We start from the raw sequence: 23,199 nt of genomic DNA, 5'->3' as shown, positions 1-23,199 counted from the left end.
ATATTAATAATTTTCATGACACTTCTTTTTTTAAGCTTTTAAAAGTGATAAAATTAAAATCATAAAAATTTTTGAAGAGTGAGGTGAAAGGCTGTTGTGTCGAAGCATCGTTTAATGAAAACACACTCTATACTGGTTGTAGATGATGATCCTGATATTGTCGAAATTATCTCCCTTTATCTTACCAATGCAGGTTATCAAGTATCCACTGCATCCACCAGCACCGAAGCTTTGAAAAAAATCCAGGAAACGGATTTTGATTTAATTATATTGGATGTAATACTTCCCGATTTTGATGGAACCGACCTTTGCGAACAAATCCGACTTTCGCTCAGCTGCCCCGTTCTTTTTATCAGCTGTATGGACGACGAGCAACATATCTTGCATGCTTTACGCATCGGCGGAGACGATTATATACGCAAACCTTTCTATCCTAATGAACTGGTGGCCCGCGTCGAAACCAATTTACGCAGGACGGCATCTGAGCGCAAAAATGCCCCCGCCCATTCTGACGAATTGAGCGTCCGTGATTTGGTCATTGACTTAAAGAAATATGTGGTTTATAAAAACTATCGGGAGATTATATTGCCTCCTATAGAATTTGAAATCTTATTATATATGTTTCAGCGCCCCAACAGAGTTTTGCCCTATGAAGAAATATACGAGCATGTATGGCACAATGAAAGCCTTGGAGACACACGGACTGTAATGGTTCATGTAAGCAACCTGCGCAAAAAATTAGAAGACAGGGCTACAGATAAATATATAAAAACTATAAAGAAAAGAGGATATATGTTTCTTACTTAGAGTAATAATATCCTTAATGCTCTGGAGCAATAATCCTTAATTTCGGAAGTTCCTTCTTTCTGTCATTTTACTCATGAGTTTTCCAATTTGAAGAGGAAACAAATAACATATTTTCATTTGAATTGTTTGAGATAAGCTATGACAGATTATGAAGCCTTTTTTATTGATATTCCTTGCCCGCCCTTCATCTTGGCTTTAAAAGAATTACATTGGCGCTATAGGATCCACCCATTAGCTAACAAAACGCCAACGTAAACTATAGGCAGTTATCCACGTCCCTCCGTAGGTTTCATCCCGCTCTTTAATGCCATCATCACAAAAGAATACAGATGCATCTTTTACTATGATTGCTGCGGAAAAAATATCAGCTGAATGATTATCTTTGGAAGGACGTAAATTGAAGGCTGTTACTCCTTCAAATACCATCTCTATAGAATCACAACACTGACTGTCAAAGCTCATAGTTACCTGCCTGATATCACTAACAGGATGCATATTACGGTCTTTATCCACATATGCTCCGCTTATGTAGCCTGCAAATTTAAGCACCGAATCATGAAGTGAAGATACTTTCCCTAAAAAATCACCTGCATCAGCCTGGCTTTCAACGTATGTCCAGCCAGCAATTTCAGAAGATATTACCTTATCTTCAAATATACTGCCTTTTAGTAGAATCTCATTGCCATTAATCAATGAGCCAAGAATGGTTTTATTATCAAATAGCCATGGATAACCGGCATATTCAAAAAAGCGTACATCATTATGCAAGAGTTTATTAAAACCAGTTATTTGTTTACTTGAAAAACCAGATCTTTTAGTAATCCATTGCTGTGGTCGGTCAGATATAATTGTATTTATCATAACCTCTGAAAATTTTTCATTTCCACTCTTACCTAAAGTATCAAAAAACTTAAGATAACCGCCTTTCTCTGAGGGAACCAAGACTAATTGTCTTTCATACCAGCCTGTATTTACTATTGCATATACTTCTGATTTGAAATATGTATTTGTTAAGCTATCGTATACTCTAACTCTCAAAATTAGATTTTCACTCCTTGGTCAAAACCATAGAATCTCCATTTATGTGAATTCATTAATCATGGCTTCCTGGCTAAATACAAATCAATAGTATCGTAAATAGTGATTCTGCCATTATATTTATCTATTGCTATTGATATTTCATTTAATAGCCTTCTTATAATATCATCTTGCAATGCTCTATGGTCCGAATATGTATTTAATAAGGATATATATTGTTCGGTATTTAATACACGCGTTTTTTTATAAATCTTAGTGTTTATATCTTTAAACCCGTATGATTTTAAACTGCCCTCATGTTGTTTGCAAGTACTTTCATCAAACTCAGCATGTGTTTTATTAGCAGGCATATATTTTCTATATATTTTCTGTATTTCCGAATGCACCATATCATTTTCACGATTAACAAATGGATGATTCCAGAATAACGCTATGGCTCCACCTGATTTTAAAAGTTCGAACACTTTGGCAAGACCTATATCTTGTTGTATCCAGTGAAAAGCAGTTGCAGAGTAGACAAGATCATATCGGTTATTTTCAGCATCATATTTTTCAAATTCAATATTCTTAACGGCAAAATTATTGAATGATGAGAATTTCTGTTTGACATACGCGGTCATGCTGCCTCCAATTTCAACAGCAGTTACCCTGCATCCTGTTTTTAAAATTGGTAAAGTTGCCTGCCCTGTCCCGATGCCAATTTCAAGAGCCTTCTTAGTATTATCTAAATTGGAATATCTGATTATATCGTTGAATATCTCCGTCCCATAAGTTGGACGATGTTTATCATAATTTAGTACATCTTCATCAAACTTCAACCGCAAATCCATTTTCTCACCGCTTTCATAGTGCTTTAATCAAATAAAAAAGATTTTCAGGATGGCTGCGGCAAATTAATTTTCTTCAAAGTATTCCCTATAAGAGGAGTGTAAAGTAACCATAATATAGGTATAAAAAGAAAATCCGTAAGTACTGCGGTTATAATGATATATAATATGCCGAGAATTATTGCAGAAATACCCCCTGCCTGATATAGCTGTTTCGCGTTTTGGGTATTTAAGCTGATAATGTGCTTCATCATAATTTTCCTCACTTTCAACCCAAAATCGAGAACAAGCGCTTAACCTGTATATATGTTACAATAACCGGTTAGCTGGTACAAGCAAAAATATGTTAACTTTTAATATAGCTTGCAGTTAGTCATAATATAAGTAACCGCCAATCAAGATACACAAAGCATTTTGATTGGCGGTTATGTTAATGGGCCATACTCAAAACAAGATTAGCCAGCTGCGCACTTCTGCCCCAATGCCGGTGCATAGCCAGCTGGTTGACGAATTCCGTACCGAAGGGTTTCAGGTTTGCGGCACCGCTGACGGCAACAATTCCCTGGAAAACCCATGGAGCGGATCCATTGAAACTCATATTGGAAGTTAATGCTGCTGCATCAGTTACTTTTAAAAGGTCGATACCCTCTTCCATAGCTCCAATTGTCTTGCAGTGATGCAGAGCTTCATTGATGAAGGTGCGTGCATCAGCGTTTTGCTTGAGTGCATTAATATGGTCTCCGGCAGGAATTAAAACTGCATCGTAAGCCAGTGCACTGGCCGTAATAAGGGACTTACCAGGCTCTAGCTTTGCATTGCTTCTTCCGGTAATAGGTGCTAAAGTTACACCTACGATTTCCGGCACCGCCCCCGCTCCTTTGAGCATATCGGTCATAGCCTGCACTGCTATAGGGCAGTACCCGTTATCAACCAAAATTGCAACCTTCCTGGTTCTGGCGGTTTTGATGGTATTTTCCTGGCTTAGCGCAGGGGAATATGCCGTTACCCCGTTTGGTGCTGTCACTGGCGGCGGGTTTACTCCTATTCCCGCTGCTATTTGTGATCCCAGCTCCGGAGCTACATGGGCAAACATATCGGCCACGGCCTGCTTAATTTTTTTGTCTTTGACGCTACCCACCTCAAAGTGAAAGGCATCTATAATATGTTCCTTTTCTGCCTGGGACATGCTATTCCAGAAGAATGTAGTCTGGCTGAAATGATCACGGAAGCTCTGGCTGCGGCTGCGAATCTTCTGTCCCTCGACCTTCTGAGTGTAATGTGCAAAGCCTCCTTCGGCCTCATCGGCAGGTGAAGGCGAATTCTGTGCCAGTGCGTTTGGAAAATAGCTTACTGGTCCCTGATGGATGCGCATCTGGTGCAAGCCATCACGTTGGTCGTTGTGGATGGGAACCACAGGGCGGTTAATAGGAATCTGTCGGAAATTGGGACCGCCCAAGCGGCTCAGCTGAGTATCCTCATAGGAGAACAGGCGTCCCTGCAAAAGCGGGTCATTGCTGAAGTCTATACCGGGCACAATATTAGCCGGACAAAAAGCTACTTGTTCCGTTTCAGCAAAGAAATTGTCAACATTCTTATTAAGGATCAGCTTGCCGATGATTTTGACCGGAACTACTTCCTCTGGCCAGAGCTTGGTTGGATCCAGGATATCAAAGTCAAAGCTGAATTCCTGATCTTCCGGGATGAGCTGCACTCCGAATTCATATTCAGGGTAATTGCCCTGTTCAATGGCATCCCACATATCGCGGCGGTGGAAATCCGGGTCCTTGCCCGAGAGCTTTTGCGCCTCGTCACGCATCAAGGAATGAACTCCTAAGAGTGGCTTCCAGTGGAATTTTACAAAATGTGCCTTTCCCTGGGCATTTATAAATCGGAAAGTATTAACCCCAAAGCCCTGCATCATACGGAAGCTGCGGGGAATTGCCCTGTCTGACATAGTCCACATGACCATGTGCGCCGTCTCCGGCGTGTTAATGACGAAATCCCAGAATGTATCGTGGGCAGTTGTGGCCTGAGGCACCTCGTTGTGGGGTTCTGGCTTGATTGCATGGATCAAATCGGGGAATTTTATGGCATCTTGAATGAAAAAGACCGGGATGTTATTGCCTACAATATCGAAGTTCCCATCTTCAGTATAGAATTTGGTGGCAAAACCGCGCACATCGCGGACGGTATCAGCCGACCCCCTGGAGCCGACGACGGTGGAAAATCGTACAAATACCGGAGTTTTGACGTTAGGGTTCTGTAAAAATTTAGCCTTGGTATACTGTGCCATAGATTCATACAACTGGAAAACCCCATGGGCACCAAAGCCGCGCGCATGCACTACACGCTCCGGGATACGTTCATGATCGAAGTGGGTGATTTTCTGCCTGAAGTGAAAGTCCTCCAATAAGGTAGGCCCTCGTTCTCCTATCTTTAATGAATCATCGGTATTTGTAAGCTTTACTCCGTTATCAGTGGTAAGCTTTTGGTCCATATCATTTTCCAAATAGGGATTGAGCTGTTCTATTTTTTTTGTACTGTTATCGCTAGGCTTATTGAAAAGCATGGATGATTCTCCTTTCATTGTTGTTTTGCTTTCATCAATATAGTATCTCAAGCCCTTTGATATTTTATTACATAAACAAATCGGCACTAACCCCTCATCAGAATACTGCCAATTTAATTCTTTTTAGTTCCAAAACCACTATTAATCATTTCAATTCAAAATAGTCCATCACCGACGTTTCCTGAAATCCGCAGGACTTATACAAACCGAGAGCTGTCGCATTCTCAGCGGCAACCTGAAGCATTATCTCCTTTACTTTTACATCCTTAAGTTTTTCTATAGCTTTGAGCAGAATTGCACGTCCAAATCCCTTCCCACGCTTATCCGGCAATACGCCCAGGCCATAAATACCCCCGATTTCCTTGAGCACCTGAAGATGTACTTTCCCGATGATTTTCTTATCTTTTTCAGCAAGATAAATGGTCATACCCCGCCGTTCTTCATCTTCCGGCAAAAGAATTTCCTCCTTTGGAATATCCTTATCTTCCTGCTCCATACTGCCGCCAAAATAAATAGCGTTTTGCCTGGCTACCTCATAGGCATCTGTATTGGTGGCTTTTCTAAAGCTAATATCACATAGCCGCTCTTTGATACTCTCACAAGGTTCATCGTGCAGATGCATTTCAAATTCAGAATATTTATATACTGCTCCAATTCTTTCTAAAAATTTCTGGCCGGATACAGATTTATTGTCACATAAGGCAAGCAGGCTGCCCGACTCTCTCCGTTTGCACTCTGCCATAACCAATTCATATAGTTTTGAGAAAATACCTAGACGTCTATATTCCGGGTGCGCCATGCCGGTTATTTCAAGCGGCGCCTCTGCCCCTCCGAATCCGCATATTCCGATATAGCCTATCAGCTGCTTCCCATTAAAATACATGAATTCATTGATATCGTGAACGGTGATTTTATTGGTTCTATTCAAAGCATCTCCAAGCTTATAATCAAGCTCCAGCTTCAAAGTGATTTGTTCTTTATGAATGCATTGTTCCTGAAGTGCGTTAATTAAATCGTAATCCTTGCTATTAAGGCTTTCCTTTAACTTAATCCATGGCTCATGTATTGACTTAATTATAAAAATCACCCCTCTTAAATCTGGTTTTCTTTAGATATCTATTTCCGCCAAAAATTGAGCATTTTGGCTTTGTTCAAAATATCAAACTCTATCATTTTCTCAAGATATGGAAATCAACAGAGTTGTCCCAAGGAATACTTTTAATATCTAAGATATAAATGTGAATTTACTTCATTTTAAATTATATTGATAAAAAATTAAGTTATCAATCTTTGTCTTGTAAACTTAGAAAATTTCTGATATACAAAATGGCACAATTCATCATCAAACTCCGTAGTTCCGGTACTAATAGATCAGCTCCAGTCATATTCTTATTGTGAGTGCACTCTTAAAATGAAAATTTCCATAGCTCTAAGTGCACGAGCTTCATGGATAGCGCAACCATTTTCTTTTAACTTTAATCGTTATTCCTAAAAGAAAACGATAAGAAGGAGTGTAAAGTTAGTTGATAAAAGTTAATGTCAGTTTAAGGACTATTGTCAGTAAGATAAATTTACCCACAGTTTTGAAAACTGCTATACTTCCAGGTGACCCAGTCGAAAGATTATTTATTGCAACCCAGGTAGGAGAGATCTTTTACATAGTCAATGGAAGTTTGCGAACCTTTTTAGATATTCGCCCACAAGTCATAAAACTTGGTACCTCTGGCGGCGGATATGATGAACGTGGATTGCTAGGGCTAGCGTTCCATCCCGGATTTTATTATAACGGTCTGTTTTATCTTCATTACTCATTAGCCGGAACACAAGGTCCAGGTGTTCTCTCCGAATCTTTTAAGCCTGACCCGTGTGATCCCGGAACCTTAAACCTAAAGTGGATAAATAGAGAAATTCAATTTGATCATATTGATACAGTTGAAGAATGGGTTTTACAGCCAAATGGTCAACCTCAAAAACGACGTACATTACTTAATTTAAGAAGACCCTTTTCTAATCATAATGGTGTCAATAGCTTAAACTTTTCACCCGAAACAGGAAAACTAATTTTAACAACCGGCGATGGTGGTTCAGGCTATGACCCATTTAATTTAAGTCAGGATTATATGGAAATATGTGGTAAGATAATTGAGATTGATGTATTTAGAAATACATTTATCTATGATCCACCTGCAGTCACACGTTTTAATGAGCTTCCCGCATCTATTCAGGAAATGCTTACGGTAATTGCCAAGGGAGTTCGAAATATACCAGGCATTTCATTTCAAAGGTTTTATAATCAATATATAAAATATGCGGGAAATGTCGGCCAGGACCTGGTAGAGTCAATTTTTTCATTCGTTGATTATAAACCGATATCGGTTACTCATCTTATTCAAGCCTCTATAATGAAATCTGAACCTGACCAGGAAGGGTTTATCAACTTTGGCTGGCGTGGTTGGGAAGGTGCTTTTCCTGCTTCGATTGTAAAAAGCTGCTCTGCAAATCCTGATTTGGATGAGAAAACAATTGCTTATTACGATGAAGCTATAGAAACTTCAGTGCGGCGTCTTCAGCCTCTAACTAGCTATTTTCATAAAGACCCCCGCCCTGACAAGTTTGGTGGAACTGCACTTACAGGAATCCAGCCATATATGGGAAATGGAATTCCTGATTTAACAGGAAGCGTTGTGTTTACCGATCTCGCCCGGCGCGGGGAAGCTCAATCGACCTCTAAAGGGGTTTTAGCTTATACCAAGGTAAGAAGGGACTGTGAACTAAATGATTTTAGTGTTATAGAAACAGATTATGATTTCGGGTCTCAATCGGCTTTTTATGTTAGTTTGGGAACAAACCTGAATCAAACCAGACTATATTTAGGGGTTTATGGCTCTATGAAAGTGGCTGACTTTAACCAAGGTACTGTTTTTGAAGTTGTTGTATAAAATTCAAACAATGCCCGTAACAGGCGTCGCGGGTAAAATTCTTCTGTGCTGCTCATTTCACTGGCTGTGGTGGAAGTTATAAGCCAATTAACTTTTACTGTTTTCAAAATTACGGCAGACTGCCGCAGCCTTGTGATAGCTGCGGTAGTCATGGCAGGCGTCGGATTCCCATTAAAGATAAAGGAAAAAAACGGCTTCCTGCCAAAGTTTAGATCCTTAACGAGCCGCGGAAACCCCTAGCAGCATAGTAAGATTCTGCGCCATTGTGGTATACAAAGACAGTGTCGTAACGACGATCACAAAAGAGTGCCCCGCCGAGTTTTCTTATATTATCAGGTGTTTTAACCCAACTTGATGTTTTCATATCGAAATTTCCAAGTTTCTGAAGCTCCCGGTATTGCTCTTCCGTTAAAATCTCAATACCCATTGCAGCAGCCATATCAATAGCGTTTTTTTCTGGTTTATGTTCTTTCCTTGACTCTAATGCTTCATGGTCGTAACAAACACTTCTGCGGCCTTTAGGACTTTCTACTGAACAATCATAAAAAATATATTCGTCTGTTTTTTCATCATAACCAACAACATCCGGTTCACCGCCGGTTATTTCCATCCCATTGAGCGACCACAGTTTTTCAGTGTTAGCTTCGAGCTTTGCTTGCACGTTTATCCATTCGAGATCCTTATGGTGTTTCATATTTTTTTCAAAACGGACTTTCAATGTTCTGAATAGCCCTTCGTGCTGTTCTGGTGACAAATCATTTTTAATGCTGATTTTATTTGTCATGTTAGTTCTCCTTTATTATTTTTACTCACAATCATATTTCGATTAATAATCTTTCTTGTTAGGACTAATGTGATCCAATAAGAAGCTGTGTTAAACTTTATCATTGAGTAGAATCATATGAATATGGCCTTCCCAAATTCCATTTTATTTTTGAGAATCAAGTATAAATAATGATGCGTCTTGATTCATAAATATTTTACTTCCAGTATAAAAGTTTTTCGACTGAATTTCTTTGAATCCTATTTTAGTCATTAGTTCCATAAGCTCTGCCTGATTGAAGCCGTTATGAACTATATCTGAGACTACCTCTTCATTTTTATCAAAATCTACGATTATTAAATGTCCTCCTGCATTGAGAGCATCATATAGTCTTGATAAAACAAGCTCCACATCATTAATATGCAGCAGAACCTGAGCCATAAAAATATAATCCGCATGTAGATTTAATAAGCTTTCTTTTTCAAAATCGAAGCATAATATATCCGCATTTTTAATATTAAATTCAATAAACTTTTGTCTTATCTGATCGATCATATTCTGCGATGTATCCAAAAAAAGAATGGAATCGAAATCCTTTAACAAGTTCATTCCAACAAGACCAGTCCCGCATCCAAAATCAATAGCTTTCTTACTATTGGTATCGATCAAGTACTCACGAATGGCATCTGATGCTATTTTTGCAATTTGGATTCTTTCAGAAGTATCGTATCCATTAGCCATCATATCAAAGATATCGGTATTACCCATATTTAATTCTCCCATCCGGCTTATTCTTAAAATCCCAATATATGCTACAGCGTCAAAATCATAGGGTTATCTTTACAAAGCATAATTATATTATCTTTATTCTATTTGCTTTTTATCAAAAGAACAACCGTCTCCGAGTGGGTGATTGATAAAAACTCGAAGAAGCATTTTTAAATGTACCCAGTTAAATCAATTTAGTAATGCATGACACTTTTTGCTCCGTACCCAATTAATATAAAAACCTCAATCGGGCTCTCCTTACACCCGATGGAGGTCACACATCACAAGTTACCTAAATGCTCATATTTCCATGATTCATAGTTATTTTATAATCTAGTGCCATACCAAAACTACAAAATTGCTGCCAATGCAGCTTTCGTCGCATGAATGACAGTTGTATCAAAAAGCTCTACATCAACATCCTCTTGCTTTATCAGCAACCCTATTTCCGTACAACCTAAAATTACACCCTGGGCTCCCCTTTCGGATAGTCCGCCGATAATTCTGACGCATTCATTTCTGGACTTTTCTGAAATAACTCCAAGACATAACTCATCGAATATTATAGAATTAACTAGTTCAATATCCCTATCCTCTGGTATTAAAACCTCGATTCCTCTGCTGATAAGCTTTTCTTTATAAAAGTCCTGTGTCATGGTATATTTGGTTCCTAATAACGCAACTCTTTCAATATTATGCTTTACAAGTTCGTCTGCTGTAACATCTGCAATATGTAAAATTGGTATGGATATTTTAGACTCAATCTGAGGCACGACCTTATGCATGGTATTAGTGCAGATAACCAGGAAGTCCGCACCAGCTTTTTCTATATTGTATGCAGCTTTTGCCAGGACATCTCCGCTCTTTTCCCATTCACCCTTTGCCTGATATTTCTCAATTTCATCAAAATCCACACTGTATAGCAAGCATTTTGCCGAATGCAGTCCGCCCAATTTCTGTTTGACGGTTTCATTAATTATTTGGTAGTATTTTACCGTGCTCTCCCAGCTCATTCCTCCGATTAACCCTATCGTTTTCATTTTATTCTCCTTTACATCCTTGGCTTTCACCAAACATCTAAATTAATATATTCTGATTCAGATCCGTAATTTGTCTTATTTATTCATCAAAGATCCAGTTCCCACGTTTCCCCAACCAGGTCTTTTCCGTAGCTATGATGTTCTTGCTGTTCTATAAGCTTAAACCCGGCTTTTGCATAAATATGCCGCGCTTCAACAAGCACGCTGTTAGTCCATAGAATAAGCTTTTTATAACCAACACGCCTGGCAAAAGCAATGCTCTCTTGTACCAAGCGGCTTCCAAGTCCTAATCCGCGTGCTTTAGGCTCTACCAAAAGCAGCCGCAACTTAGCAACCGTCTCACTGCTTTGAACAACGAATACAGAACCCACAATTTCACTATTCATTTCTGCAATTATGCATCGCTCACATTCAGATTTGTAGTTGTTAATAAAATCGGCTGCGATTTGAGCTACAAGTGCTTCAAAACGTTCATCCCATCCGTATTCCTTGGCATACAATACGCCGTGACGGTGTGCAACCCAGCCTATATCGCCCGGCCGATGATTTCTGAGAAAAAATGTTTCGGAAAACTTAAAGCTCTCCTTACCAAGGATATTTTCGATATCGTGCATAGCTTCAAGAAGTTCCTGTTGTTCCTCTTCACTAAGTACATTTAGTATTTCTGCAACTTCATCACGTGAACGCTGGTCTAAAATCGAAAATAATTTGATGCCCTCCTGCGTAAGACGAATAATAAATTGCCGGCCATCATTTTCTGAACGCATTCTCTCAGTAAGTCCCTGTTCCTCAAAACGAGTTAAAATACGGCTGAGATAACCTGCGTCCAGCCCCAGCTCACGACTTAGCCTTGATGCAGTAGGATTATCAGAATTGGCAATTTCAAACAGTATTCGGACCTCTGTCAAAGAATATGAACTGTGTAATAATCCTTCGCGTAATACACCTATCTTTCGAGTAAAAAATCGATTGAATCTGCGTACTTCATCTATTCTAGAACCAAAATTATCTTTTATCATAATATCATCCTTTCGTACTTACTGCTTGAATTTATATTATGATAAATGGTTGCCATAGTCAATTATTTATTTGACTATGACATCTAAATAAGATTCTTCTCCTACTTGAGTTTTTAGTCTATTTAACTAAAGGTTAATTTTTTTATATCCGGACGACTCCGTTAGGGGCTGCACTGACATATTACACTAAAATACCCTGGATAAAACGGGCCGAAAAATTCACTTCTCAACCCGTTTTTTCCTAGGCTTTCATTTCTTATTTATCTCCCCAGGAATAAGTCAATATCTTCCTCCATTATAGAATTTCTATATACCCTTCTGTTCCATGTACACGAATTCGCTGCCCATCCTTAATCAGCCTGGTTGCATTTTCTACTCCTACAACTGCCGGTAAGCCATATTCACGGGCTATAACTGCTCCATGGGTCATCAGTCCGCCAACTTCGGTGACTAAACCTTTAATGGATACAAATAAGGGTGTCCAACTGGGGTCCGTAAAGGAGGTTACTAATATATCTCCATCTTCCAGATCAGCATCTTCCATATTTAATATAACACGTGCCCTTCCCTCTATGACTCCGGAAGAAACAGGCAGACCTGCAATAGCTCCCATCGGGAGGTTTCCCCCTTTATATTCACCTGTAATGATTTCACCGTCAGACGTGATAACACGCGGAGGTGTCAGTCTTTCATATAATTTGTACTCGTCTTTTCTTTTGCTTACCATTCGGTAATCCAGTTTATTTGTGCGAATAACTTCACGAAGTTCATCAAACGTTAGATAGTATATATCTTCTTTTTCATGAATAACGCCTAATTGTACGAGTTGTTCCGCTTCTTTAAGCAAAGCTTGCTTATAAACAAAGTAGCGGTTGATCATGCCGTATTTTGGATATTCCCTAAATCCAATGAAATTTCGTATTAAGTCAATCATTCGTTTTGTCTCTTTGGCTTTTTGTTCACCGCCCGGTAATTGCTTCAATCGTTCTAATAACTCTTGTTCTTTTTTCAAAGCAGCACGCCGCCCTTGCTCAAATTTCTGCTTGCCTGCATTAGGCTCAAAATTTTTGATGTTGCTTAGAATCATGGGAATAAGTGTAGTTGGTTTTTCGCTCCAACGAGTTTTCGTAATATCGATTTCTCCGGCACATCGCATTCCGTATTTGTCAAGGTAAGCATAGATAGCGTCTCGGGCTTCCATTCCACCATGAAACTTAACTAATTTCTCCAAAAAGTTATCATCTTTTACATGTTGTAAATAATCAATTATCTCCGGATAAGGACGAATCACATCTGCTACATCCAATAGAGCCAGACCCATTTCCGAAGTAATATTGTTTGGTACAGATTGAGAAAGCGTGTCTGCTACATTTTTTTCACCTAACCACTTGTTCATCTTTTCATTGATCCAGACGCACGCATCCATAGCAGCCATAAATACAGCCGAACTTTGCGGGTCAAATAAAATCTTCTTTAACTCCTGGATATCTTCCAGGATAAAATCAAATAGATCCAGTCCGGATGACCTTTGGATATTTTGTTTTAGTGCTGCTATCGATGTTTGACTACGCTTAATCAAATCAGCAACGATTGCCGGATCGTTTTCGACTTGTGTTCGAAAACCCGCAGTCGAAATAACTTTGTTGCTTTTACCAGGACTCTGTTCTTTTTTATCATTTGGCAGCGACTTTATAAAATCTCGCTCTATTATGGTCATAAGTGCGTCTTTCATGAGCGGCTCATATTGTCCCATGGTATCTAATAACATTTTTCTGCTGTCAGGTGAAGCCAGCATAGGTGTAACATCAACAAACAGCCTTCCGCCGGCTTTGAGCATGGATGCAGGCGTCGTCAATAGGAAAAAAGACAATCCCAATGGTTTCATGGCGTCAGTCATCATTTGTTGATGACCGACAGATACATAAACGTGATTTTCTTGATCATTTGCTTCAGGGATGGGATATAAAGTAGTGATTGGCCGGCTCTGGACAATATAAAATGTATCATCAGCCAAACACCATTCGATATCCTGTGGGCAGCCGAAATGTTCTTCGATCCTTCTGCTTAGGCCTTCAAGCTGCAAAATCTGTTCATCCGTCAACACCTGCCTGTTCTGATGTTCAAGCCCAATCTCCTGTTCTTTCGTACAGCTTTTCTTTAAGTCGTAAACAGCCAGCTTCTTGGTGGATATCTTATTATCAATAATTTTACCGTTACGTACTTTATAAATATCAGCATTTACCAGCCCAGAGACTAAGGCTTCACCAAGTCCGAAGCCTGCATCAATGGATACTGTCTTTCTGTTGCCAGTAATGGGATCGGCAGTAAATAAAATTCCCGATGCTTGCGGGAAGACCATCTTCTGAACAATCACAGACAGTTGAACTTTGCAGTGTTCGAAGCCGTTTTGAAGGCGGTAAGTTACTGCCCTTTCGGTAAACAGCGATGCCCAGCATTTGCTGATAGATTTAAGGATTTCTTCCTTTCCGATAATGTTCAAATACGTATCCTGCTGGCCTGCAAAGGAGGCTGCAGGTAAATCTTCTGCCGTAGCGCTGGAGCGTACTGCATAGGCAGCATTTTCATCAAGCTTGGAAAGAAAGCGGGCAATCTCTTCATTGATGTCTTTGGGGATTGCTATGCTTTCAATAGTCCTGCGAATCTCACTGCTGAGTTCGCGGATTTTATCCATATCCTCCACCTTCAAAATCGATAACTTATCAAGTAATTCATTTATCGACGTGTTTTCCTCAACGATTCTTTTGAATGCTTCGGTAGAAATACAAAAGCCGTCCGGCACGAGTATTCCTTCCATTTTGCATAGTTCCCCCAGGTTAGCGCCCTTACCCCCGGCAACCATGTGTTTTGTTTTATCAATGTCCTTAAGCCTGAACAAATAGGAGCTCATCCGTTTTCCTCCTTTTAATCTCAATAACGTGAATACATTATAGCAGTATCAAATCGAAACAAACAGTCTGCCTTTAGAATCTTTTATATGTTATAATTAAATTGTAGAGAGTTAATTATAACATTAAAGACTCTAACTAAATTCCGATGTCATCTATAAAATGCCCATTAAAATTAGAACAAAATTCGCACTTTTTGATTTCTTCAATTTTATAATTTCTATGAAATAAACTTATAAAGTCATAAAGAAACGGGCATATCTTCATTTAAAGATACGCCCGCACATTTTATACAACAGGTATGGTACCATTTTATATGTTCATTGCCTTATAAAAAATATTAATTAATGAGTGTAATCAATAATTTTTACTGAATTACCAAGTCTTCTGTAGATGGCATCCTTCATCGCCTGCGCATGGGGACATGCAAAGCCTATTGGATTTCCTCTTGTGATACAGGATGCTAAAGCAATTGTATCAGCACCTCGTTTTATCATTTCAGCAGCTCTTGTTACAGCTTTTTTACCGGGGCACCCACCGCAAGTGTTTACGCCGATCACCTCAATTTCACCATCTACACCTTCAAATGCACATCTCTTATCCCTCATTACTTGAAAATCTGTTGTTGCAGGACACATGTCCTCTGTTTGCATGCATCTGATTAATCCGACTTTCACGTAAAAAATCCCCCTTACGTATTAATTGTGTTGTTTTTTATCAACCATTTCAAGGTGCTTTTTAATTTAAGAATATGCCATCGTATTTTAGATTGCGAGGGCAGCTACCATAAATAATTAATAGTAAAACACTACAAGTCACTCATCCATAGTTAATACATTTTGATATATTGCACCTTTTTCCTCTTTAGACAGCATCTTTTCAATAAAGTATGAAATGAAAGCTATCCCGACTATATCCAAGACCAATCTTAAAAGCATGAACTTAAATCCAAGAGCTGATGCCTCAAATAATATTAATGGAATTTTCGTGGTTGACCATGCTCCAAGCATGATAAGAACATTTGATAACTTACTGCCCTTTTTCAGCAATACACCTGCAACAGGAAAAGCAGCATATAATGGTCCGGCAGCAGCAGAACCTAAAAAGAAAGCAAGCAATACTCCAATCAAGCCTGAATTGTCTCCCATATATTTTATCATGGTTTCTTTCTCCACCCAAACATCCAATAATCCAAGCAAGATAAAAATTGGCGGCAAAACTGACAGCATCTCAAGCAAACTCGACCATGTTAACTGTATCGACTTGGCTCCCACCTGAGGGTGGAAAGTTAGTATAGCTACGTTGAGAACAGCAAGCAGAAGAAAAATCTTATACCTTTTAACCAGTCTTAACACTTTTGTTCTCATAGCATCACCCCCATAACCAATGCAACAGCTAAGGAAAAAGCTAATGCTGTAACGTTTCTTAAAATTGCCGCTTTTTTCCCAAAGTACTTAATTTCAATTGGCATAGTTACAATACCAACCATCATAAGTGTAGATACAAAAGCTGCAATCTGCATAATTCCTGCGCCGTTTCTTAACAAGGCAGCTGCCAGCGGAAATGCTACAAATGCAGGAACCAGGGTAACAGATCCTATACCAGCGGCAATCAACACGCCATACCACCCTGATTCGCTGCCTAATACTTCTGAAATTTGCTCGGGCGTTAAAATTGCCAATATCACACCTATAATAATCAGGATAGATAGAAATTGAGGCAATATATTTTCAAATGATTTCCACGCTTTTTTAAGAGCAAGCATTGTCTTTTCCTTGCTCTTAAAAATAGAGACGCCAAGAGCTGCTATTGCAAAAACATAAAGAGCAGTCGTCATATATACCTCCTCAGCTATTCTCCGCACTCATCATGATGTTGGTGTTCATGACAGACAGAACCAGTAGATTTCAGGGTGCCTTTAAGATATGCTTCCGCTGCTGCTTTAGCATTACCGCTTGCTCCTACTATCACCTCTATTCCTTTTTCATTGAAGATATCAATAGCTCCGCTGCCCATACCGCCTGAAATAATCACATTTACTCCCATATCATTCAAAAAATTAGGAAGGAAGCCGGGTTTATGTCCTGGATTTGGGATGGATTCACTTCTGACTACCTTATCATCAGCAGCTTCAAAAATATTGAAATTAACGCAATGCCCAAAATGCTCGGTTACCATTTCATTTTCACTTGCCACAGCAATTTTAATCATTTTTTTCTCCTCCATTTTTTCTAATATTTTTGCGACCGGTTCGAACCAGCCGCCCTCAATAAACTCTATCATACCATTATCACATGCAGCTGAAATTTCCGGATCAATCGGTAATTTTGCAAGAACTTTTAGATTATGCTTATCAGCTATTTCCTCAATATGGCTGTCTCCAAATATCTGATAATCTTTACCGTTATCGGGACATTTAAAATAGGACATATTTTCTACCAGACCAATAATGGGTATATTCATCATTTCAGCCATCTTTACTGCTTTAGATACAATCATGGATACAAGCTCCTGCGGAGATGTTACTACTATAATCCCATCGACAGCAATGGATTGAAATACCGTAAGCGGAACATCGCCGGTGCCCGGGGGCATATCGATGAACATAAAATCCACATCACTCCAGATAACATCAGTCCAAAACTGCTTGACAGTACCGGCAATAATAGGTCCTCTCCAAACAACCGGATCAGTATCATTTTCTAAAAGTAAATTAATAGACATGATTTCAATACCGGTCTTGGTTTTAACGGGGAATAGCCCAAGTTCATCGACTGTAGCTTTTTCTGTGATACCAAATGCTTTAGGAATGGAAGGCCCGGTAACGTCCGCATCAAGAATAGCGGTATGATAACCCCTTCTGTTCATGATAGCTGCAAGCATGGAAGTAACAAGTGACTTGCCGACTCCTCCTTTGCCGCTGACAACACCAATAACCTTTTTAATGCTGCTCATCTGGTGGGGTTTAGCTGAAAAATCGTTTTTTTCTTCTTTTCTTTCTGCACAGTCTTCAGAGCAACTGTTACAGTTTTGATCGCAATTTTCGCTCATAATATTAGCTCCTTTATATTTAGATTATTATTTTACCTTCTGTTGACAGATAATCAATACTTTAAGAACAATCAATCGGATAATCATAATCTTATCCCACGACCTTATTAAATAGTTCCATGGTCTTATTATAGACCTCCTTAACTGCTGCCCCCGATGAACAATTTATATCTGTGATAGTTCGTCCATTATTGATAGCTTTGACTGCTTCCGAATCAAAAGGTATCTTGCCGACAAAATGCAAGCCTTCTTTTTCGCAAAAAACCTCTATCTTATCGGTATTATCAAGATTAGTATCAAATTTGTTGACACAAACTGCTGTTTTTGTTCCAAATTTAGCCGCAGTTTTTATAATACGTTCCATATCGCTGATACCTGATACGGATGGCTCCGCCACAATCAAAACCATATCCGCACCGCTAAGGGATGCTATGACAGGGCAGCCTATTCCGGGAGAGCCGTCAATAATTGCCAGTTCAACATCAACTGCTGCCGATTTCAGCTGTTTTTTTACCTCTGCGACCAATTTACCGGAAGTACCGCTTCCCATTTTAAGCTGAGCTGTTGAAAATACTTTTTCTTCATTTGTATACATCATCAGTTCTCCTGCTACAGCCGGTTTTAATGATATAGCATCTACAGGGCAAACAACTTTACAAACCCCACATCCCTCACAGGCAAGAGGATCCACTTTGTATATCTTCTCTGCTGAAATAGCATCAAACCTACAGCCTTGCCTGCACTGATCGCATTCAATGCACGATTTTGAATTTATCTCAGCCTTTGGAAGGCCATAATAGTCTGTTTTTATAGGATCGGAGTTTTGCCCTGTTATAAGGTGCAGGTTAGGCGCATCCACATCACAATCAGCATAAGCCTTGGCATCGGCAAGCCTTATAAACGCACTGGCAATGGTAGTTTTTCCTGTGCCGCCTTTACCGCTAAGGATTAACAGCTGTTTCATACTACACCTCCCTTGTCACAGCTTCCAGCAGTAAAGAAAACATATCCAGATATTTTTCACTTTTCCTTACGGCAATTTCCGCATTTGAATTCAGTGTTCCAAGTTCGGTGTCAAAGGGAATTCGGCCTAATATCTTGATGTTTTTTTCTAAACAGAATTTCTCTGCCGGATTTTCTTCCTCCAAACATTTGTTAAGAATCACCCCGTATTGCTTACCAAACAACCTGACCAGTTCATATACCATATTGAGATTATGAACTCCAAACAATGTAGGTTCAGCTACCAATATACAATAGTCTGCATCCTTGATGCTTTCTATTACGGTACAAGCACTTCCAGGAGGGCAGTCAATAAAAGTGTGTTTATCTGCTTTAAGTTTATTCTCAACAAGCAGCTTTTTTATGACAGGTATGCCCGAAGCTTCACCGACGTTTAATATTCCTGTGTATACCGCTACCTGATCTGAAGTTCCTTTTTGAACTCTGCCGATAATCTTTTCCTTCTCCGACAACGCCTTTTCAGGGCAAAGCATAACACAGCCGCTGCAGGAATGGCAAACCTCATCAAAGACAATCAGCTTATCTTTGATATAAGCAAGAGCATTGAATTTGCAGAAACCAATACACTTTCGACATCCATTGCAAAGTTCATTATCCACCTTTGGAATTTTTACTGATATTGCCTCTTCCTGAACATCTTCTGGTTTAAAGAACAGATATCCATTTGGTTCTTCAACATCACAATCTATATATATTGACATTTTCGCTGTCGCAGCCAAGTTCACTGATACTAGTGTTTTTCCTGTACCGCCTTTGCCGCTTAGTACAGCTATCCTCATATTAATTGCCTCCGTGACCGTGAAACCCGGCATGAATTTCATTCAATAAAGAAAGCTTTCCGGCAATAAAATCATCAATATTGTCCTGGGCTTGAACGTTTATCGTTTTAAATATCCTGATACCAGCATCTTTAAGCAGGCCGGAGGCATTTTCCCCACATCGGGGAGTGAGCAATGCGTTAATCTCATTATCTGCGATTGTTTGTGCTGCCTTAATCCCTGCGCCGCCTGCACTTGCTGCTGCGCTGTTGTCAAGAAATGTGCTCTTTTTCGTTTCAGTATCATAAATAAGGAAATAGGGAGTGCGTCCAAAGGATACACATACCTTTGTTCCCATATCTTTTTCATCTACAGGTATTGCTATCTTCATAAGAACCCTCCACTTTATTTTAACTTAAATAATTTTCATAGAATTACGTTAACCGCCCACACTTTGCAAATACATAAAATGTTCAATTATCTTTCCAGAATATATAATCAGTCACTTCGCTACTCTTTATCATCAAAATCAATTACGCGCCTATGTCTACGGCAGCCACGTCCACATCCATTTCCCAGGCCGTCGCAGAGCCGATATTCGCCTCCTTCAATCAGCAGTATCTTCCCGTTTACTAATGATTCAGCCAATTTCTTTCTCGCTTCGATATAAATGCCTTGAACAGTAGTACGAGCTACATTCATCTTGCTGGCGCACTCTTCTTGTGTAAAACCTTCCAAATCAATAAGTCTTATAGTTTCATACTCGTCAACTGTCATATTCACACAATTCTTTACATCTGCAGGCAAACCAAGAGGCCCGAATTTATTTCTCTCGGGTAAGCAGCATACTTTTCTCCATTTCATTGGCCTCGGCATAATTTTATCACCTCACTTCTAATCAGAAATTATCAGAGCGTCCCCGGTTATCCCTGATGTACATTATAGGTTTTCTAACTGCTTATCAATAGCTTCGAGTCGGTTCTGCAAGATATTTTTTTGATGTTTCAGCTTCTCTTTTTGTATCTTAAAAGAAGGCTGATTAACTGCAAAACCTCTTCCAGAGCCGCCAGCAAATCCATATCTGCATGCAAGGCCTAATTCCACCCCCGAATCAGCACGATATCTAACTATATTTGCACCAATGCAAGGTCCTAAACCTCTTCCGGTCATTGAACCAGCGCCCCTCGGTCCAGTTCCGTCTCTTTTGGGCACACCATTCACCTCCTTATAATTTCTGACATATGTCATATATAATATAATTATAACTGATTTCCGACATATGTCAATAATTATTTGTTTTTTATTTTTAATGCTCCAACTCAAAGATATCAAAGTAGCTGAATATCTATCCGGCGTTGCTGTATGATGACATGCTTTATCCTCAAATTTTTCTGGGCTGTCAGTACTTTCAGGAAATAAAATAAAAAAGCAGGGGCATCTTCATTCTGAAAATACACCTGCTCATTTTTTGATTTGACCCTTGATTTTATCAAGTATGCAAACTTGTTGGATAAGGTTTTTGACCTAAAAAATCATCTCCCCTGGTTTATAGCCGTCAGGCAATTCTTCTTCACTTAAAAATTTGAAATTGTCATCGCGCAGTATTGGTAAAAATACTTCATATGGTATCTTGGTAAACTCACAGGCATAATTGCTGGCTCCGAACCACTTGCCCTCTTTGCTGCTCAAATTCAAACCCCTAGCAAACTTTGTATAGTTTGAGCAATCATGAACTGCTAAATCCCAGTTTTCTTCATCGGCTATTTTCATAAACTTCAGAGTTAATTCCCTGCTCCAAATGGGAGATATATAGCCATGTCTTAAGATATACATGTTTTCCCCATAATAATTGCCTATGTTATTCTCATTTAAGTGTAATTCTGCACAATTGATAAAATCAAGCTTTGTCTCTAAGATCGCCTGCTTTTTCTTAAAAAAGCTTTTAAAAAACTCAGGAGTCATTGGAGTTTCAATACCTACATTTTTAATATATTTTTTCGCTATTCCCATATTTTTAATAACTTTGTCCGAACAATTTGAAGCACCCAGGTTGAAACGTATCTCGTCAAGACCTGCTTCACCTAATGCTTTCAATGTCTCTTCCGAAGCCAAGGTACCATTTGTGTACAGATGCTGATAAATTTGAGAACCACTGAATTTCTTTACAACCGAATAGTATTTTTCAATCTCCATGAATGGCTCTAAATAAACGTAAGAAATGCCGGTAGGTTTTTGTTGGATGGAAAGAAGTAAATCAATATCCTTCTCATAAAATTTCGTACCTCCTATTTCCCACATACCTTCACCGACGGGAGTAATATCATCCAGTTCTCCGTAATTATAACAAAACTTGCACTCTATATTACATTTGTTGGTTTTCCTGATTGCACTCAATCCAGTTCCCAACAAACAAGACCTGCATCCTCTTGGGAATTTGCCTTCATTCCCTACAAAAATGGTTCTATTCTCTAAGGTTTTTAAGCCTCTGATTTCTGACATTAACATATCATTTCTATGATCGATTGCTTCTTCAATTTGTGCAAATGTAGCGTATATGATTTCCTGTTGCTTTATCATGAGCTCCTCATCCTCCGGCAGCATTGAAAAAAACTCAAACCATATTAGCGCATCTTTTTTTGATATTTTCATATGTATCCTTGTATGATATTTTCAATAGCTGATGATCATACTTTCCTTTCTTTTAGAGCTGTAATATATTTAATCCTGCCCCACCGCTAAATTGGAATATGCAGTCTATTGGCTTTTTTTATTTAATTTAACCACTGCAATCGCATTAAGTATGATAGTAACTGCAAGAAGCACTGTGGACACAAATGCTACTGCGCCGGAGGTATCCATAAGTGCCGACCAATCCTCTATCTTCACCAGATAATCGGTATAGAAAATCTGCATACACAGCGAGATACCGCAGGCGCTAAGGCTTGCTATAGAAATTATTATCCAATTTTTATTTTCTTCACCAGGCTTACGACAGGAAGTATCCACGCAAGCAGCCCAAGTATAAGACTTCCCAAATTCAACCAACCGTATCCAAACATAGCTTTCTCCTTTCAAAATCCTGTTGTTTTTGTGCCCTGTCACAGACAGGAAGCCGCCGGCTGCTTCTTCAGCGTTCCTGATTCATGAGAACACCTCCAGCCAAAGCTGTTAGACTTATTATCAGTCTAACAGCTTTGGCTGGAGGTGTAAATAATAGATCTTATTCCTGATATCACCAGCGGATTTCCTTTGTCTCCTTACCGTAGATGGTAGCTGTGGCGTCAGTTAACTCAAAGAAGGCGACCTCCGAGATAGACCGCTTGGGTCCACCCTTTGCTTGAGGCACATACACTGAATTTGAATACACTTTTTCTTTTTCTGCCTGTTCGGTGACTTCACGGGCTGTGGCAGAGATACGTATCCACTCTCCACCGGTTCCCATGGCGGAAATCTCTAACCATTTTTGCCCGCTCAGCTGCTCATATACCAGCTTGGGCAAGCTGCATGAGATGTAAAATTTCCCGTCTACTATCAGCTTGGAACCGAAGGGGCGAACGTGGGGTTTCCCGTCTGCATCGACGGTGGCGATGTGGTAAACTCCGGACTTTGAGAGAAAATCAAAAACTCTTTGCATTATTATCCTCCTAAAGCGGGATGATACCCGCAATTTTTTACGCCGGCTGCCATGGGT

The 23,199-nt window shown here is 39.4% G+C and carries 24 protein-coding genes; 3 read left to right on the top strand and 21 right to left on the bottom strand.

Features of this window, described 5'->3' with window-relative positions; genetic code table 11:
* Window positions 1-114 precede the first annotated feature (114 nt).
* Window positions 115-807 (top strand): response regulator transcription factor, encoded by a 693-nt coding sequence (locus tag OXPF_RS14500; RefSeq protein ID WP_054875936.1) that lies wholly within the window; start codon window positions 115-117, stop codon window positions 805-807.
* A 231-nt stretch (window positions 808-1,038) separates the two neighbouring features.
* Here the strand turns inward: OXPF_RS14500 and OXPF_RS14495 are convergent, their stop codons facing one another.
* The 4 genes from OXPF_RS14495 to OXPF_RS14475 form a co-directional block, all read right to left on the bottom strand.
* Window positions 1,039-1,845 carry a hypothetical protein gene (locus OXPF_RS14495; protein WP_054875935.1) on the bottom strand — a complete coding sequence of 269 codons (807 nt, stop codon included), beginning with the start codon at window positions 1,843-1,845 and terminating at the stop codon, window positions 1,039-1,041.
* Between the two features lie 59 nt (window positions 1,846-1,904).
* Window positions 1,905-2,663, bottom strand: a complete 759-nt coding sequence (locus OXPF_RS14490; RefSeq protein ID WP_242854418.1) for a class I SAM-dependent methyltransferase — start codon at window positions 2,661-2,663, stop codon at window positions 1,905-1,907.
* A 439-nt stretch (window positions 2,664-3,102) separates the two neighbouring features.
* Entirely contained in the window at window positions 3,103-5,241 is a 2,139-nt protein-coding gene (locus OXPF_RS14480; RefSeq protein ID WP_054875932.1) for a catalase, read from the bottom strand.
* 145 nt (window positions 5,242-5,386) lie between these two features.
* Window positions 5,387-6,328 (bottom strand): GNAT family N-acetyltransferase, encoded by a 942-nt coding sequence (locus tag OXPF_RS14475; protein WP_242854417.1) that lies wholly within the window; start codon window positions 6,326-6,328, stop codon window positions 5,387-5,389.
* Between the two features lie 436 nt (window positions 6,329-6,764).
* Here OXPF_RS14475 and OXPF_RS14470 point away from each other — a divergent pair, with 436 nt between their 5' ends.
* Both OXPF_RS14470 and OXPF_RS22565 read left to right on the top strand, forming a co-directional pair.
* Complete coding sequence (locus OXPF_RS14470; protein ID WP_054875931.1) at window positions 6,765-8,180, top strand: PQQ-dependent sugar dehydrogenase; 1,416 nt, start codon at window positions 6,765-6,767, stop codon at window positions 8,178-8,180.
* A gap of 45 nt (window positions 8,181-8,225) precedes the next feature.
* Window positions 8,226-8,420, top strand: coding sequence for a hypothetical protein (locus OXPF_RS22565; RefSeq protein ID WP_160317229.1), 195 nt, complete (start codon window positions 8,226-8,228; stop codon window positions 8,418-8,420).
* On the opposite strand, the gene OXPF_RS14465 is transcribed toward OXPF_RS22565, so the two are convergent.
* The 17 genes from OXPF_RS14465 to OXPF_RS14385 form a co-directional block, all read right to left on the bottom strand.
* Window positions 8,389-8,964 (bottom strand): DUF4256 domain-containing protein, encoded by a 576-nt coding sequence (locus OXPF_RS14465; RefSeq protein ID WP_054875930.1) that lies wholly within the window; start codon window positions 8,962-8,964, stop codon window positions 8,389-8,391. The two genes, OXPF_RS22565 and OXPF_RS14465, sit on opposite strands and share 32 nt — an antisense overlap.
* 144 nt (window positions 8,965-9,108) lie before the next feature.
* Window positions 9,109-9,711 carry a class I SAM-dependent DNA methyltransferase gene (locus tag OXPF_RS14460; protein ID WP_054875929.1) on the bottom strand — a complete coding sequence of 201 codons (603 nt, stop codon included), beginning with the start codon at window positions 9,709-9,711 and terminating at the stop codon, window positions 9,109-9,111.
* A gap of 350 nt (window positions 9,712-10,061) precedes the next feature.
* Window positions 10,062-10,751, bottom strand: a complete 690-nt coding sequence (locus OXPF_RS14455; RefSeq protein WP_054875928.1) for an aspartate/glutamate racemase family protein — start codon at window positions 10,749-10,751, stop codon at window positions 10,062-10,064.
* An 86-nt stretch (window positions 10,752-10,837) separates the two neighbouring features.
* Window positions 10,838-11,770, bottom strand: a complete 933-nt coding sequence (locus tag OXPF_RS14450; RefSeq protein ID WP_152967774.1) for a bifunctional helix-turn-helix transcriptional regulator/GNAT family N-acetyltransferase — start codon at window positions 11,768-11,770, stop codon at window positions 10,838-10,840.
* A gap of 295 nt (window positions 11,771-12,065) precedes the next feature.
* Window positions 12,066-14,678: a phosphoenolpyruvate synthase gene (gene ppsA / locus OXPF_RS14445; protein ID WP_054875926.1), complete on the bottom strand. Its 2,613-nt coding sequence runs from the start codon at window positions 14,676-14,678 to the stop codon at window positions 12,066-12,068.
* 342 nt (window positions 14,679-15,020) lie between these two features.
* The gene (locus tag OXPF_RS14440) at window positions 15,021-15,353 is read right to left on the bottom strand and encodes a CGGC domain-containing protein (RefSeq protein ID WP_054875925.1); all 333 of its coding nucleotides are present in this window, start codon (window positions 15,351-15,353) and stop codon (window positions 15,021-15,023) included.
* 138 nt (window positions 15,354-15,491) lie between these two features.
* Window positions 15,492-16,043 (bottom strand): permease, encoded by a 552-nt coding sequence (locus OXPF_RS14435; RefSeq protein ID WP_054875924.1) that lies wholly within the window; start codon window positions 16,041-16,043, stop codon window positions 15,492-15,494.
* Complete coding sequence (locus OXPF_RS14430; protein WP_054875923.1) at window positions 16,040-16,513, bottom strand: permease; 474 nt, start codon at window positions 16,511-16,513, stop codon at window positions 16,040-16,042. The genes OXPF_RS14435 and OXPF_RS14430 overlap by 4 nt, the downstream gene beginning before the upstream one ends.
* Window positions 16,514-16,527: 14 nt before the next feature.
* Window positions 16,528-17,727 (bottom strand): iron-sulfur cluster carrier protein MrpORP, encoded by a 1,200-nt coding sequence (locus OXPF_RS14425; RefSeq protein WP_054875922.1) that lies wholly within the window; start codon window positions 17,725-17,727, stop codon window positions 16,528-16,530.
* Window positions 17,728-17,818: 91 nt separating this feature from the next.
* Window positions 17,819-18,691: an ATP-binding protein gene (locus OXPF_RS14420; protein WP_054875921.1), complete on the bottom strand. Its 873-nt coding sequence runs from the start codon at window positions 18,689-18,691 to the stop codon at window positions 17,819-17,821.
* Between the two features lies 1 nt (window position 18,692).
* Entirely contained in the window at window positions 18,693-19,529 is an 837-nt protein-coding gene (locus OXPF_RS14415; RefSeq protein WP_054875920.1) for a nucleotide-binding protein, read from the bottom strand.
* A gap of 1 nt (window position 19,530) precedes the next feature.
* A complete protein-coding gene (locus tag OXPF_RS14410) occupies window positions 19,531-19,899 on the bottom strand; it encodes a NifB/NifX family molybdenum-iron cluster-binding protein (protein WP_054875919.1) in 369 nt (122 codons plus the stop codon).
* 119 nt (window positions 19,900-20,018) lie between these two features.
* Entirely contained in the window at window positions 20,019-20,384 is a 366-nt protein-coding gene (locus OXPF_RS14405) for a DUF134 domain-containing protein (protein WP_054875918.1), read from the bottom strand.
* Window positions 20,385-20,447: 63 nt separating this feature from the next.
* Window positions 20,448-20,831, bottom strand: coding sequence for a DUF5320 domain-containing protein (locus tag OXPF_RS14400; RefSeq protein ID WP_242854416.1), 384 nt, complete (start codon window positions 20,829-20,831; stop codon window positions 20,448-20,450).
* Window positions 20,832-21,032: 201 nt separating this feature from the next.
* Window positions 21,033-22,157, bottom strand: a complete 1,125-nt coding sequence (locus tag OXPF_RS14395) for a radical SAM protein (protein WP_054875916.1) — start codon at window positions 22,155-22,157, stop codon at window positions 21,033-21,035.
* A 105-nt stretch (window positions 22,158-22,262) separates the two neighbouring features.
* Window positions 22,263-22,610: a hypothetical protein gene (locus OXPF_RS14390; protein WP_242854415.1), complete on the bottom strand. Its 348-nt coding sequence runs from the start codon at window positions 22,608-22,610 to the stop codon at window positions 22,263-22,265.
* Between the two features lie 130 nt (window positions 22,611-22,740).
* Entirely contained in the window at window positions 22,741-23,142 is a 402-nt protein-coding gene (locus OXPF_RS14385) for a pyridoxamine 5'-phosphate oxidase family protein (RefSeq protein WP_054875915.1), read from the bottom strand.
* Between the last annotated feature and the right edge of the window lie 57 nt (window positions 23,143-23,199).

The sequence above is a fragment of the Oxobacter pfennigii genome (genome assembly GCF_001317355.1).
In the GTDB taxonomy this organism is placed as follows: domain Bacteria; phylum Bacillota; class Clostridia; order Clostridiales; family Oxobacteraceae; genus Oxobacter; species Oxobacter pfennigii.
Note: the sequence above shows the minus strand (reverse complement) of the source record. Positions and strands in the feature narration are given on the sequence as shown.

Excerpts from the sequence above, each read along its gene's own strand:
- OXPF_RS14480 (WP_054875932.1), bottom strand. The coding sequence starts at position 5,241 with ATGCTTTTCAATAAGCCTAGCGATAACAGTACAAAAAAAATAGAACAG.
- OXPF_RS14500 (WP_054875936.1), top strand. The coding sequence starts at position 115 with ATGAAAACACACTCTATACTGGTTGTAGATGATGATCCTGATATTGTC.
- ppsA (WP_054875926.1), bottom strand. The coding sequence starts at position 14,678 with ATGAGCTCCTATTTGTTCAGGCTTAAGGACATTGATAAAACAAAACAC.
- OXPF_RS14430 (WP_054875923.1), bottom strand. The coding sequence starts at position 16,513 with ATGACGACTGCTCTTTATGTTTTTGCAATAGCAGCTCTTGGCGTCTCT.
- OXPF_RS14460 (WP_054875929.1), bottom strand. The coding sequence starts at position 9,711 with ATGGGTAATACCGATATCTTTGATATGATGGCTAATGGATACGATACT.
- OXPF_RS14395 (WP_054875916.1), bottom strand. The coding sequence starts at position 22,157 with ATGAAAATATCAAAAAAAGATGCGCTAATATGGTTTGAGTTTTTTTCA.
- OXPF_RS14450 (WP_152967774.1), bottom strand. The coding sequence starts at position 11,770 with ATGATAAAAGATAATTTTGGTTCTAGAATAGATGAAGTACGCAGATTC.
- OXPF_RS14420 (WP_054875921.1), bottom strand. The coding sequence starts at position 18,691 with ATGAAACAGCTGTTAATCCTTAGCGGTAAAGGCGGCACAGGAAAAACT.
- OXPF_RS14435 (WP_054875924.1), bottom strand. The coding sequence starts at position 16,043 with ATGAGAACAAAAGTGTTAAGACTGGTTAAAAGGTATAAGATTTTTCTT.
- OXPF_RS14410 (WP_054875919.1), bottom strand. The coding sequence starts at position 19,899 with ATGAAGATAGCAATACCTGTAGATGAAAAAGATATGGGAACAAAGGTA.
- OXPF_RS14465 (WP_054875930.1), bottom strand. The coding sequence starts at position 8,964 with ATGACAAATAAAATCAGCATTAAAAATGATTTGTCACCAGAACAGCAC.
- OXPF_RS14415 (WP_054875920.1), bottom strand. The coding sequence starts at position 19,529 with ATGAGGATAGCTGTACTAAGCGGCAAAGGCGGTACAGGAAAAACACTA.
- OXPF_RS14405 (WP_054875918.1), bottom strand. The coding sequence starts at position 20,384 with ATGCCGAGGCCAATGAAATGGAGAAAAGTATGCTGCTTACCCGAGAGA.
- OXPF_RS14385 (WP_054875915.1), bottom strand. The coding sequence starts at position 23,142 with ATGCAAAGAGTTTTTGATTTTCTCTCAAAGTCCGGAGTTTACCACATC.
- OXPF_RS14425 (WP_054875922.1), bottom strand. The coding sequence starts at position 17,727 with ATGAGCGAAAATTGCGATCAAAACTGTAACAGTTGCTCTGAAGACTGT.
- OXPF_RS14455 (WP_054875928.1), bottom strand. The coding sequence starts at position 10,751 with ATGAAAACGATAGGGTTAATCGGAGGAATGAGCTGGGAGAGCACGGTA.